At 49.1% G+C, this 13989-nt stretch carries 10 protein-coding genes; 3 read left to right on the top strand and 7 right to left on the bottom strand.

The features are described from left to right. Positions 1–22: 22 nt before the first annotated feature. The 5 genes from BM200_RS13630 to BM200_RS13610 form a co-directional block, all read right to left on the bottom strand. Positions 23–1540: a sugar ABC transporter ATP-binding protein gene (locus BM200_RS13630; RefSeq protein WP_091186125.1), complete on the bottom strand. Its 1518-nt coding sequence runs from the start codon at positions 1538–1540 to the stop codon at positions 23–25. A gap of 145 nt (positions 1541–1685) precedes the next feature. After that, on the bottom strand, positions 1686–2702 hold the full coding sequence (locus tag BM200_RS13625) for a galactose ABC transporter substrate-binding protein (RefSeq protein ID WP_091186123.1): 1017 nt from the start codon (positions 2700–2702) through the stop codon (positions 1686–1688). A 139-nt stretch (positions 2703–2841) separates the two neighbouring features. Continuing rightward, entirely contained in the window at positions 2842–3825 is a 984-nt protein-coding gene (locus tag BM200_RS13620) for a substrate-binding domain-containing protein (RefSeq protein ID WP_091186121.1), read from the bottom strand. Further along, the gene (locus tag BM200_RS13615) at positions 3822–5588 is read right to left on the bottom strand and encodes a cache domain-containing sensor histidine kinase (protein WP_091186119.1); all 1767 of its coding nucleotides are present in this window, start codon (positions 5586–5588) and stop codon (positions 3822–3824) included. The genes BM200_RS13620 and BM200_RS13615 overlap by 4 nt, the downstream gene beginning before the upstream one ends. Beyond that, positions 5585–7231: a response regulator gene (locus BM200_RS13610; RefSeq protein WP_175532854.1), complete on the bottom strand. Its 1647-nt coding sequence runs from the start codon at positions 7229–7231 to the stop codon at positions 5585–5587. Before BM200_RS13610 ends, BM200_RS13615 begins: the two co-directional genes overlap by 4 nt. Positions 7232–7473: 242 nt before the next feature. On the opposite strand from BM200_RS13610, the gene ilvD reads away from it, so the two are divergent. Further along, positions 7474–9144 carry a dihydroxy-acid dehydratase gene (gene ilvD / locus BM200_RS13605; protein WP_091186352.1) on the top strand — a complete coding sequence of 557 codons (1671 nt, stop codon included), beginning with the start codon at positions 7474–7476 and terminating at the stop codon, positions 9142–9144. Between the two features lie 11 nt (positions 9145–9155). Beyond that, positions 9156–9398, top strand: coding sequence for a hypothetical protein (locus tag BM200_RS30215; RefSeq protein ID WP_217649567.1), 243 nt, complete (start codon positions 9156–9158; stop codon positions 9396–9398). 71 nt (positions 9399–9469) lie between these two features. Here the strand turns inward: BM200_RS30215 and BM200_RS13600 are convergent, their stop codons facing one another. Next, positions 9470–10870: a polysaccharide deacetylase family protein gene (locus tag BM200_RS13600; RefSeq protein ID WP_091186111.1), complete on the bottom strand. Its 1401-nt coding sequence runs from the start codon at positions 10868–10870 to the stop codon at positions 9470–9472. Positions 10871–11013: 143 nt separating this feature from the next. On the opposite strand from BM200_RS13600, the gene BM200_RS13595 reads away from it, so the two are divergent. Beyond that, positions 11014–12159, top strand: a complete 1146-nt coding sequence (locus BM200_RS13595) for an AI-2E family transporter (RefSeq protein WP_091186108.1) — start codon at positions 11014–11016, stop codon at positions 12157–12159. Here the strand turns inward: BM200_RS13595 and BM200_RS13590 are convergent. Then, positions 12145–13968 (bottom strand): peptidoglycan D,D-transpeptidase FtsI family protein, encoded by a 1824-nt coding sequence (locus BM200_RS13590; protein ID WP_091186107.1) that lies wholly within the window; start codon positions 13966–13968, stop codon positions 12145–12147. The two genes, BM200_RS13595 and BM200_RS13590, sit on opposite strands and share 15 nt — an antisense overlap. Positions 13969–13989: the final 21 nt, after the last annotated feature.

The following is a 13989-nucleotide window of genomic DNA, read 5'->3' as shown; positions in this document are numbered from 1 at the left end:
ATCCTCCTTCAAATCCTCATCACTAGCCCGTCTGAGCAGCCAGCCTCATAATGCTTTGTTCCGTCGCGTCTTTGCCATCGAGAATACCGGTTGCACGTCCCTCGGACATAACCATAATCCGGTCAGACATCCCGATAAGCTCCGGCATTTCAGACGAAATCATAATGATGCTTTTTCCTTGCTTCGCAAGATCAATAATGATCTGGTAAATCTCGTATTTAGCACCAATGTCGATACCGCGTGTCGGCTCGTCGAGGAGCAGAATGTCTGGATCTGTCAGCAGCCAGCGTGCGAGAAGCACCTTCTGCTGGTTACCGCCAGATAGATTACGGATCAGCTGGTTAACCGAAGGCGTCTTTGTTCTGAACTTTTCGACGCCTTTTTTCGCTTCGTCTCGCATTTTTGATTCATTGAGCAGCCCCATTGGTCCTTTATACAGGCCAAGATTAGCGATTGCTGTGTTATCGGTAATGTTCAACACCGGGAAAATACCGGTTACGCGGCGTTCCTCTGTGAGAAGCGCAATCTTATGTTTCTTCGCATCAATCGGGGACTTGATCGTAATTTGCTTGCCGTCTTTGAAGATCGCGCCGGATTTCACGGAACGAAGTCCAAACAGGGCTTCAATCAATTCCGTCCGCTGCGCGCCAACAAGACCGCCTACGCCAAGAATTTCACCTTTGCGAAGCTCAAAGCTTACATCTTTGAAGGATTTCGGATTTACGGAAGTCAGACCCTCTACCTTCATCATCACTTCGCCCGGTACGTTCGTACGCTCAGGGAAACGATCGGACAGATCACGGCCAACCATACGCTGAATGATCGTATCGATGGTTAATTCCTTCGATTCCCACGTACCGATGTATTTGCCATCGCGCATGATGGTTACATCATCGGAGATACGCAGAATTTCTTCCATTTTGTGCGAGATATAAATGATGGCCACGCCGCGTGCACGCAGCTTATTAATAATCGCGAACAATTGCTCAACTTCGTTGCCCGTCAGGGAGGAAGTCGGCTCGTCCATTACGATAACTCTCGAATTGAACGACACGGCTTTCGCAATCTCAAGCGATTGAATTTTGGACACCGACAATTCGCCGACCAGTTGGTTCGGATCAATGTCCATGTTCAAATCTTCAAACAATGCGACTGTGTCTTTGTACATCTTTTTATGGTCAATAAACCGAAACGGCTTAACGCCGGTCATCGGAAATCTGCCAAGCCAAATGTTCTCCATTACGCTGCGCTGAGGCACCGGATGAAGCTCCTGGTGAATCATCGATACGCCGCTATTAAGGGCGTCTTTCGAGCTTTTAATGTCTGCTTTTTGTCCATTGAGGAAAACCTCACCCGCATCCGGATGATAAATACCAAACAAGCATTTCATTAGTGTCGATTTGCCTGCACCGTTCTCGCCCATCAAGGCGTGTACCGTACCCTGCCGAACTTTCAACGTTACGTTATCAAGTGCCTTAACGCCAGGGAAAGTCTTTGTAATATTGTTCATCTCAAGCAAATAAGGATGCTGCTCTGCCATTTATATAGCCTCCTTTAATCCGGCTCCCATCCAAGAAGCAAGGTACAAAAAAACAGGGGGCGACGGAAGTGTGGTTGTCGCTCCCTGTTTCTTCGTTATTTTTTATTTTTCTGAAGCTAATTACTTACTTTATTTACTGCGCGAATTACTTCGCGGACTCTTGCGTTACCTTTTGGTATGGAATCCAAACGTACTTGCCGTCTGTGATGTCATAGCCAGTGTTTTCTTTTGTAGGAGTTTCGCCAGCTGCAAGAGCTTTCATCAGCATGACAGTAGCTTTACCTTGGTTATCAGCATCATTCAGAACCGTACCAAGCATAGTGCCGTCTTTCAGAGCTTGCATAGCCGGGTCAGTTGCGTCAACGCCTACAACCGGCATTTTCTTGTCGCCTTTGAAGTAGCCAGCTGCTTTCAGAGCTTCGATCGCGCCGAGTGCCATGTCATCGTTGTTTGCGAGTACTGCTTCGATTTTGTCGCCATGGGAACCAAGGAAGGCTGCCATTTTTTCTTGACCTTTAACGCGGTCCCACATTGCTGTATCTTCAGCCAGCTTTTGAACTTTGATGCCAGCATCTTCGATGGCTTGTACGGAGAACTTCGTGCGAAGCTCAGCGTCTTGGTGGCCTGGCTCGCCTTTCAGCATTACGTATTGCAGAACGCCGTCGCCGTTTTTGTCAGCATCAGGATTTGCTTTCCAGTAGTCTGCTACAATCTCGCCTTCCATTGTGCCGGACTCTTCCGCTTTTGCACCTACGAAGAACGCTTTGTCCCACTTCGCAAGGTCGTCAGCCAATGGCTCGCGGTTGATGAATACAACCGGAATGTCGGCTCTTTGAGCTTTGTCGATAATAACGCCTGCTGCCGTGCGGTCAACCGGGTTAATCGCCATTGCTTTTACTTTTTTCGTAATAAACAAGTCAACTTTATCGTTTTGCGTCGGTTGGGAGTTTTGGCTGTCAACGATGTCAACCTTAACGTTGCCTTCAGCCGCTTTCGTAATCGAGTTCCTCACGCCGCTCATAAACGTGTCGTCGAACTTGTAGATCGCTACGCCTGTTTTCGGAAGGCTGCCGCCGCCGGAACCGCCGTTATTATTATTTCCGCAACCTGCTGCTGTAAGTAGTACTGCTCCCGCAACGAGTGCCACTGTCCATTTTTTCATCTCTGTAATACCCCCCGAGTGAATTAAGTAATGCGAGCTAGCTGTTGTTTGCTTGCTGCATCCTTATTATGTCGAAATTTGAAATGGATTCGAATCTAATATTCTCATCTTTTTTATTAATATTCTCATCAATTTCATATTACTGAACGACCGGAAAGAGCAGCTTCTGGTTATCTTTCCAAAACATGTTACTTCTGTCGATCAATTTCCGATCAATTTCGACACGGTCGGGGACTTTATGCCCAAGCGCAGCTTCCATTGCATATTTGATGCCAAGGTAACCCATGCTGAACGGATTTTGTACAATCAGCTTCTGCAGCTGGTTCTCCTGCAGCATCTCCAAAAGCTCCTGAGAGCTGTCAAAGCCAATCAGCTTAACCCGCTCCCCCGCCTGTTCGTTCTTCAGCTCCAAGGCCGCACCGATCGAAGCTTCCGTATTAAGCGCTATGATTCCATCCAACTCTTGCTTGTGCATCGCCTGGCTGACAGCTTTCGTGCATTGATCCCGGTCGCCGGAGCATTGTACCCGATCCACAATTCGAATGCCCGGATGCTTCGCCGCTGCATCAAGGATGCCTTGCTCTCTAAGTTTTCCGTTAATCCCCCCGGCAGCATGGGGCACGATGGCTATATTCCCACGTCCCTCAAGCTGTTCAGCCAGCTCATTAAATGCTTCTTGGCCCGCCGCATGGTTATCCATGCCGATATAGGACTTTGTCTTCCCCGAAGTAAGCAGGCTGTCAATCGCAATAACCGGGATATGCCGTTCCGCAGCAGCCTTCAGGAACGGAGCAAACGCCTCATCATCACTGGCTCCAAGGACAACCGCATCGGGCTTCGTAATGAGCGACTGCATCGCTGCCTGCACTTGACCTTCCACATCGTCTTCCTCATAGGAAGCCGTCATGTACATCGTGATGCCAAACTCCTTGACTGCCGCTTGCGCGCCAAGCACAACGTTTTGCCAATAATCACCCTCATTGGATCGCAATATAACTTGAATGGTTAGATCTGAAGGCTTCTGCTTCCGCTCAAGAAATCCCGGATTAAAGGCCGATATGAGCAGAACCAGGGCCGTAACAGCTAGCAAAGCGCTTATGATCATCCTTTGTCTCCGGTTCATTCTCCCCGATCTCTCCCTTCCGCCTGCTCCAGTTCCATGGCCGGGAAACGGATCGTAACGGTTGTCCCTTCTTCCAGTTCACTTTCGAAATGCAGGCCATAGGGCTGCCCATAAAATAACCGGATCCGCTCCTGCACGTTCATTACGCCTACTCCCGAGCCTTTCGAACTAGTGACTTGACCGGCCATCACCTGCTCCAGCCGATCTTCACTCATGCCTAGTCCGTTATCCCTGACTTCAATGACAACATCCTGGCCGTCCAGCCTGGCTTTCACCCAAATATGACCCTTGTCTACAGAAGGCTCTATGCCATGGACAAGCGCATTTTCAATTAAGGGCTGAACGATCAGCTTAAGCGTGGCGTAGCTCAAGACATCGTCCTCCGCGTCAATTGAAAAATCAAACTTATTCTTAAACCTCATCTGCTGAATAACGAGGTAATTACGCGCATGCTCAAGCTCATCACCAATCGTAATGACGCTTTTCCCCTTGCCCAGACTGATCCGGAACAGCTTCGATAAGGAGGTAATCATCGTTGTCACTTCTTCGTTCTTGTTCATCCCAACCATACGGACCACAGAGTTCAGCGTATTGTACAGGAAGTGCGGGTTAATCTGCGCCTGCAGGGCTTCAAGCTCATAGGTCCGTTTGCTTTCCTGCTCCGTTACGATTTGCCGCATGAGCTTCTTGATCGTACCGATCATAATATTGAAGCGGTCAGCCAGCTGCCTCACTTCAAGCGGCCCTTCCCCCATCGCTGTCTGCTCAAAATTGCCATGTTCCACATTTTTCATAGACAGCTCAAGCTGCTTGATTGGCCTGGAGATCCGCCGCGAAACGATACTCGACAGCAGCACAACAATTAGAATCAATGCAAGAAGAAGCTGGAACATGGATCTGTTCAGCTCCGAAATGGACGTCATGGCTTCATTCTTGTAGGATACCCCCACGACCTTCCAGCCTACATTTCCGATGGTCTGAACACTGATGATCTTGGTAGCGGCCGCGGTTTGATCGATATAACTGCCATAGGTATGTTTAAGGGCAAGCTCGACGTTTTCATCTTTCAGCCCCGCATAGATAAGCTGAAGCTGAGGGTGATAGACAATGTTGCCGGCGGATTCATCCAGGATATAGACATATCCCTTCTCGCCAAGGCTTACTCTGTCGGATAATTCATCAATGGTGTTGAAATTCACATCAAGAACGAGCACGCCTTGAATCGTCTTGCCGTTATGAATGATCGTAATGCTCTTACTGAGGGAGACCACCCATCTGAACTGCTCCTTATAAAAGTTCTGCACATGCGGAAGCGAGATAGACAGATGGCCAGGCGTATCCAGCGCGCTCTGGAACCAGCTCTCACTTGTTACAGCAAGGGCTTTCTTCATCGCAACATCCGGTAAATCCATAACAAGCTGTCCTTTATCATCAAAGAGAGCTAGCGAAACGGTATCCGCCCGGGTAGACATCATCGTCGCGAGCTGTCGCTGGAGAACCTCCGAATCGACATCCCCGCCTTGCGTGATCGTGTGATACAGCATATTGAACAGATCTGAAGTCGCCTGCACGTTATTTTCGAGACTGTAGCTGACTTGATCTACGATCTGCTGCGAATTGCGGAACGCGTTCTCTTCCGCCGTTGTGGCAAACCGGCTGTAAAGCACCGTGCTTACAACAATAATGATAAAGACCGAGAACAAGATTAAAGAGACAGAAAAGATGTATTGAATGCTTTTGCTATTCCCGTTCCCTCGCTTCATCTGGAGGACTCCGTCAAGCCGCTGCGGTATTCCTTGGCCGATACACCCGCATATTTCTTAAAGCAGAGGCTGAAATAATTCGGGTCGGCAAACCCGACCTTCTCCGCAATCTCGAAAGTCTTCAGTTCAGATGTCCGCAAATACTCTTTCGCCGCTTCCATCCGCAGCTGCAGCAAATAAGCACCGTAGGTCATCTTGACTTCCTTCTTGAACAAGCTGCTGAAGTAGCCCGTGCTGATATGAAGATGAGCGCAGACTACGGCAATGGACAGCTCGCGGTCTCCAAAATGGCTTTTCGTAAATTGGACAGCTTCCTCCACAATATGCTTGTACGAATGCTGCCGGCGGCTTGCAATCCGGCTCCGCACTTTGCTGCATAAATCAGCGAACCACGCTTTGGTCTCATTCAGCGTATTGAGCTTCTGGTATTGATCCAGAATTCCGCTCGCAAAGATCGGGTTCGTGCCGTCGTCGATCATTTTGGACAGTTTGATAATGGCCGTAACCATCTCGAGCAAATAGTGCTCGAAGTTATGCACTTGTACTGGCGCCTGCACACGTGCGATATCCTCAAACAGCTCATCAATGACATCGGAAAGCTCCTGCTCGGTCCCCACCTTAATCGAACGGACCAGATTCTGCTCCTTCCACTCGTCAAAGATCAGCTTCTCCTGCACACGGTCTTCCATATCGTCAATGCAGATAATTTGATTAATCCCGAGAATACGCCGGTAATCCAGTGCCACCTCAGCGGCTTCATACGAATACTTCAAGCTGCGGATATCACGGGTAAACGTCCCTACCCCAATCATGACCGGGAGCCTTAAAAATCTTTCGATGCTTTGCAGAATCTCCTTCAAAGCGTCCTGGGTAGACTCCATCACCTCATCAACCTGACCCAAAGGACTAACGGTGAACAGGACAACTTGGTCCTGATGAATGAATACCTTGCCCAGCTTATGCCGGGTCCATATTTCACTGGCAATATTCGTAATCGAGAACAGCTTCAGATCCAGGTCCTTAATCGAGGAAAAAGCGTTCTGCGGGTCCGGCTCTTCCTCCGGCTTGTCCGAATGGAGAACGGAAATTACCGACACGACATATCCGTCGCCCTCCAGCTCCATGCCGTATTTCTCCGCCTTCTCCCGGATGCTTGCCAACGACTGATGGCGAGTGATTAAGGAAGACAGAAACTTCTCTCTCACAATCGGCAGCGTCAGACGGTAATGCTCCTGCAGAAGCTCGACGTTATTGCGCATCTCCCTTTCTTCATCCATCCTCCGCTTCACCTGCAGCACAGTGTCGGTTAATTGACTGCCCGAAAAAGGCTTCAGCACATAAGCTTCGACTTGCAGGTTAATCGCCTGCTTGGCATATTCAAACTCATCATGTCCCGTCAGAATGACAACCCGGGTGATCGGATACATTTTTTTCACCCAATCGGAAAGCTCGAGTCCATTCATATAAGGCATGCTAATATCGGTAATGAGCACATCAGGCTCCATTTTTTCTACAAGCTCCATTGCTTCTTTGCCGTTTCCTGCTGTCTTTACTTCGGAGAAACCGCAGCTTTCCCAGTCAATCTCCATCATCAGACCTTCGGTAACTTCCGGTTCATCATCAACCAGCAGCAATTTATACATGATGTCTGTTCCTCCTTCATCAAACCCGTACTCATTTTGCCACAAATAAATAGACGGTAACATAAAATTTGTCGAAAAATGTAGCCAGTTAGAGCGTAATGACCATAATAAGCCTAATTTACTCTGTTTTACAAGCATTTACGCCTCATCTCGGCTCCTGCTCCGGTAGCCAACGTTTGTCCGATATGATAAACTCAAAGGTATGACATTACATGGGAGGGACTAGCATGGCGCCTAAGAAAATGAGATCAGATATGATCAAAAAAGGATTTGACCGCGCACCTCACCGCAGTCTTTTGCGGGCAGCAGGCGTTAAGGAAGAAGATTTCGGCAAACCGTTTATCGCGGTTTGTAACTCTTATATTGACATTATTCCAGGTCACGTCCATCTGCAGGAATTCGGCAAGCTGGTTAAAGAAGCCATTCGTGAGGCGGGCGGCGTGCCGTTCGAGTTCAACACAATCGGCGTAGATGACGGGATCGCGATGGGTCACATCGGGATGCGTTACTCGCTTGCAAGCCGTGAGATTATTGCTGACTCCATAGAAACAGTAGTTAACGCTCACTGGTTCGACGGTATGGTCTGCATTCCTAACTGCGACAAAATTACGCCTGGCATGATGATGGGTGCCCTTCGCGTAAACATCCCAACCATGCTCGTAAGCGGCGGACCAATGAAAGCCGGCAGAACTTCTGACGGCCGCGCAATCTCCCTGACTAGCGTATTTGAAGGCGTCGGCCAATATATCGCTGGTACGATTGATGAAGTAGGTCTTACTGAACTAGAACAATTTGGTTGTCCGACTTGCGGATCTTGCTCCGGAATGTTCACAGCTAACTCCATGAACTGTCTTGCAGAAGGCCTTGGCCTTGCAATGCCAGGTAACGGTACGATTCTTGCTGTATCGCCTGAGCGTAAAGAGTTCGTTAAAGAATCGGCTCGCCAGCTGATGAAACTGATCGAACTTGGCATCAAACCACGTGACATTGTTACAAAAGAAACTATCGACAACGCATTTGCTCTTGATATGGCTTTGGGCGGTTCAACTAATACCGTTCTACACACGCTTGCAATTGCGCATGAAGCTGGTATCGAATACCCAATCGAACGCATCAATGAAATTGCAGAACGCGTTCCGCATCTTGCGAAAATTGCTCCAGCATCCGATTACCATATCGAAGATGTTCATGTTGCAGGCGGCGTAAGCGCCGTTCTTAATGAGCTGCTCAAAAAAGATGGCGCATTGGATGGCACGCGTATAACTGTTACTGGTAAAACACTTCGCGAGAATGTTGAAGGCTGTGAAATCCTAGATACAGATGTTCTCCGTACGATCGATAACCCGCATAGCGAACGCGGCGGCTTGGCTGTATTGTTCGGCAACCTGGCTCCAGGCGGCTCGATCGTTAAAGTCGGCGCTATTGACAAATCGGTTGGCGGCTACCATAAAGGTCCTGCAATCTGCTTTGACTCCCAAGACGATGCACTGGCTGGCATCGCCGGCGGCAAAGTTAAAGAAGGTCATGTTGTCGTAATCCGCTACGAAGGTCCTAAAGGCGGTCCTGGCATGCCAGAGATGCTTGCTCCAACTTCGCAAATCGTTGGTATGGGTCTTGGCACTAAAGTCGGCCTGATCACCGACGGTCGTTTCTCCGGCGCATCCCGCGGGATCAGTATCGGCCACGTTTCACCTGAAGCGGCAGAAGGCGGCCCGATCGCCTTCGTTCAAGACGGCGACATCATTGAGCTTGATATGAACAATCGTGGAATTAACCTGCTGATCAGCGACGAAGAAATGGAAAAACGCCGCGCCGCATGGCCTGGCTTTGAACCAAAAATCAAACGTGGCTACCTGGCTCGTTACTCCCACCTCGTTACGAATGCAAGTACGGGTGGAGTTATGAAGATGTAGTTGGTTTGCATATGAAGATTGAAGCAGCTCCTTTGGGGCTGCTTTTTTGGTTTTTTGGGTTGGTTTGCAGCACTCCGCAGAAGAATGTTTCTTCTGATCGCTGTTGGTTCCGGATTCCTCTGATTCAACTTGAAGCGAGTTGGAATCCGGTAACCAAAGGCGAACGCTCCGCTTCTCCAGAAACATTCTTCTGCTCCGTTGGAGCAAAACGAACAAAACAAAAACAGCCCCGCCCTCCCGCTGACTTCATCTGAAAGCTGGTTGGGGGACAGGGAATAGAGAACACAAAAATGCCGATCAGTCCCAAAGGACCAATCGGCATTTTTTATATGATAGATGGGTTGCTGTCCAGCTCGGAAGGTTCCGCCAAGGACGTATCCGATTTGGCTGCGGCAACTTCCTGATGTGTCTTTGCTGCTTTGGTTGATGACGCATTCTTTGCACCGTTGACCGCGAACATAAGAAGCTGCTCAAGTGGCATTAACAGCATATGAGGACGAATCGAATCCCGCTTTGCTTTGCCTCTTGCATTCTGCTGCTTGTTTGTCAGTACACTGGTCAGAATTTTTAAGTAAATTCGCGTGGTCCGGGCGAACAAGCCATCAGGCAATGGCTCCACCTGGAAGCCTATCCGGTCAGCTCCGCGGTGAATCATGGTTACGCCATAGGCCGCACGCACACCCTCTGCTTCCGGATCCTTGGCAACGGCTCTTGCCAGCTCCGGTAAAGCATGATCCATTTCCCGAAGCAGCTTAATGCCTGTCGCTAGCGGCGAGCTTGACTGCAATGCGATGGAAGACAGCATTTTGTTGTCGAAATGCATCTCGACAATTTTGTCGCCGTTTTTCAAGTAGCCGTTATCCGCCAGCTTGATTGGTTCCCCATGATATTTGATCACACGGTAATGGAAGCAAGAATTCTCCCCTCCGACATGCTTTAGCCGGAAGACAAGATGGAACAATTTCTCGTAGAGGAGCCATCCACCAACCATTGTTCTTTTCCATACGGACCGTTTCGGTGTTTTCTCTGTCAATGTCATCATCTCCGCTATTCCGACAAACCGAAAGCCTCGCTTTGTCGCTACTTCCATATAAGCTTCTAGTGCAATCAGCATATTGGCAGGTGCAGTTGGATCCGCTCCTGGCGTTCGGCCGCAGTCATGAAGCAGCAGCACTTCGCCGGGACGCATCTTTCTCATCATTTTCTGCTTAAGATGCTCTGTGCCAAGCTTAACGTTCCAGTCCCCGAATATGGCCGACCACAATATGATTTGCATCTTGTTACGGTTCATGAAATCGAAAATATTCACGATTCCCCAAGGAGGCCTGTAAAAAGCGGAACGTATTCCGGTCGCCTCGCGTATTACGCCTTGAGTAAGCTCAATTTGAGTGCGCACCGTCTTTGGCCTCATAAACCAGTTGGTTTTATGAACATAATTATGAATGCCAATAATATGACCTTCATCTTGCATTCTTCGCAGCAATTCCGGATGCTTCTCTGCATGCGAGCCTACAACAAAAAAGGTAGCCTTCGCCTTATAACGGGCAAGCAGATCAAGAAGCAGTGGCGTATATTCAGGGTCGGGTCCGTCATCGAAGGTGAGAGCGATCTCGCTTGTGACACGGCCTTTCTTAAATACACGGAATCCGAAAACACGGCTGATAAGAGCAGGAATAAAGGCATAAAAGGACAAGAAGTAAAATGCCCAAAGCAGCAATTGTAACATTTTCTATTCCCCACCGTTTATGAAAGTAATAAACACGATACCTTTAATTGTACCATATGAGCATTAATTATAGGCATCGTTTTTAAAATTATAGTACAATCACAACAGGGATTTGATTCCTATAAGCGAGAGGAGATTATTGTATGCTTCCGTTTTACAAAAGATACTGGCGTACCGCATTCGACATAGCGCTAATTGCCCTTACGGTTTATCTGGTTATGTTCGTCTTCAGCTATCTGTACAAGATCGCAACACCCATTTTCTTTGCCTTTGTGATTTACCTGTTCATAGAGCCGCTGGCCAGACGGTTGAACAAAATCGGCATTCAAAAATCAATCGCATCCGGTATATCCGTCCTCGTGTTCTCGCTTGTTATTCTTGGCATTTTTTCGGCACTAGCCTATATAATTACAAGCCAGGGCACTGACTTCATTAAGGTCAAGCTGCCGCAATATCAAGAGCTTTTTAAAGAGCAGGTACAGGATGATTCAAGCTTGTTCCAGCAAAAGCTCCAAGCGCTTCCGCCGGAATGGGTCGATAAAATTACGGAATACATAAACGGAGCGACAGAATATTTGCCGAAGCTGGCTAATATTATTTTCACCGGCTTGGTCGGATATATTTCATCCTTCTCAACGTTTATTTTCAACTTCGTAATTGGTATCATTCTGGCGTACTTCCTGAGCATTGAAATTAAAATGTGGAAAAAAACAGCTAACGAAAAGACGCCTAATACATTCAAAAAAGTATTCCATTTCATGCGCGAAAATGTATTTAAAGGAATTGGCACCTACGTGAAAGCCCAGGCGAAAATGATGAGTATCACTTTCCTCGTTATTTTTGCCGCATTACTGATCTTGCGCGTAGATAACGCTTTTGCTATCGCCGTAACAGCAGGCATCTTCGACGTACTCCCGCTGCTAGGCGTAAGTACATTGTTTATTCCATGGATCATCTACTTATTCCTCGTCGGCCAAACTTCTCTGGCCGTCTGGCTGTCCGTCTTGTTAGTCGCCGTTGTTCTTACAAGACATATTGTTGAACCAAAAATTACGGGCGACTCGCTTGGCGTATCCGCATTTACGATGTTGTCCTGTATGATCGTATCGCTTCATCTGTTTGGCATTGCCGGCGTGATCCTCTCGCCGATCATCATTATCGTCATTAAGGCGCTGTACGAACAAGGCTTCTTCCACCGCTGGATCCGGACACCGCAAGGCGAATTTGACGAAGGTCCGGCTCCTGCATTAGAAGAGACCGAAGGCAAACAGCCTTCAACGGGTGTATAAAGCGATAATATCCATTACGCCGCGAAACAGCTCCGTCGCTTGATTGCTGCTCTCGGGCGGGCGATTCTCCGCCAGCACAGCAACCACATAGCGAGGCTTCTTGGCCGGACCGTACCCGGTGAACCATTGGTTCACTCGGGGCGCTCCGGCCTTTGTTATTTCGGCAGTGCCGGATTTGCCGGCCACTGCCCACAGCCCTCGGCGGATCGACCGGCCTGTTCCATGGTCGACGACCGCCTCCATGCCGCGAAGCAGCTTATGCGCGGTGGCTGGGCGAATCCGGCCGCCTTTCGCAGCAACGCTCTTCGCGGGCAGGGATACCATCCGCTGGCCGTTGGCATAGCGGATCTCCTTAACGAGGCGCGGCTCCATCACGCGCCCGTGGTTCAGCAGCGTGACTACCAGATTCGCCGCCTGCAGCGGCGTCATCAAGACATCACGCTGCCCGATAGCGGATTGCGCCATAACGCCGCCATCCGTCTTTACAGCAGCGGAAGCCGGGAATAACCGCCCGGCTTCTTCCTCACCAAGCAGCCGGAGCGGATGATGAAACGGGCCAAAGGACCGTTCCGAGTGCCAGCCGGCTTGCTTCCCGATGCCTAATGCAGCTGCTGTCCGCTGCAGCTGCTGTGCAGTTAAGCGCTCTGCGATGGTGGCAAATACAATATTGCAGGATTGTGCAAGCCCTTCCCGCAGCGAAATGGTGCCATGCCCTCCTTCTTTCCAGCAGGACAAGCCGTATTTGCCGTACTCTCCTGTACAAGTAAAGCGTTCCTTTTCATTCGTAACGCCCGCTTCCAAAGCTGCAGCCTCTGTAACCAGCTTGAAGATCGAACCTGGAACTGCTGCCTGAATGGCATGATTGGCCCATTCCTTATCATCATCCAGATGAAGCGGCTCCATCTGCGGTCTGGAGATCATGGCTACAATATCACCATTATGGGCATCCAGAACAACAACGGCGCCTTCTTTTAGCGGCTTCGCGTCGATATAGGCCTCTATCCTGTTTTGCAGCTCGAGATCAAGTGTTGTCTGAACCTGAAGCGGATAATAGGGATTACCAGGCTCAGTAATCCGGTAATTTAATCCTAATAACGGCCCTTTCCTGCCGTCTGTAAAATAAGATACGGAGGTTGCACCAGCACCATGAAGGTAATCATCAAGTGATTTCTCGAGTCCTGAGCCGCCTATAAGTTCGTTTTTCTTCCGCTTGCCCGACTCCAATTCCTTCGAATAAGCCATCTCCAGATGCTCCGGATGCTGGCTGATATAACCAATCGCCTGTTTGGCTGCAAAAGCAGCTAAATAACGGTTACGATACGGCAGCGCTCTGACTCCATTCAGATGAAGCTCTGCAAGTTCTTCCAATTCCTTCTCTGTTAATCTATAAGGGAGCTTGTCCTTCCCATGATGCCAAAAAGTCGGCTCGCGCAGCTGTTTCCACCGGCTTACCAGCTCCTCCTCAGATACACGAAGCATCCCTGCTAGCTTTCTCACAGCCTGCTTACGAATTCTCGCCTGTTCAGGGTCCCGAATGTCCATATTAACGGGAAATAAGGCAAGCGTATAATAGGTCTCTCCCGTAATTGGCTTATTATACCGGTCTACAAAATCTCCCCTGCCTGAGTCGAGTACGAGATTCCGTTCACGCTGCATCACCGACATTCGCTTCCAGCTGCTTCGGCTCATCGCAGCGGCTGCGTTCTTCTGCCCATATCCGGGTGTTAGCTGCAGCCAGGCCAGTCTCGCAATAAACCCGGACAAAATCAATAAAAATAACAATCCTATAACAGCCATACGTCTCTTCATGTAAGGAGCCTCCTGTCACTA

Source organism: Paenibacillus catalpae, assembly GCF_900112695.1.
GTDB lineage: Bacteria > Bacillota > Bacilli > Paenibacillales > Paenibacillaceae > Pristimantibacillus > Pristimantibacillus catalpae.
This window is presented reverse-complemented; position numbering and strand designations above follow the sequence as displayed.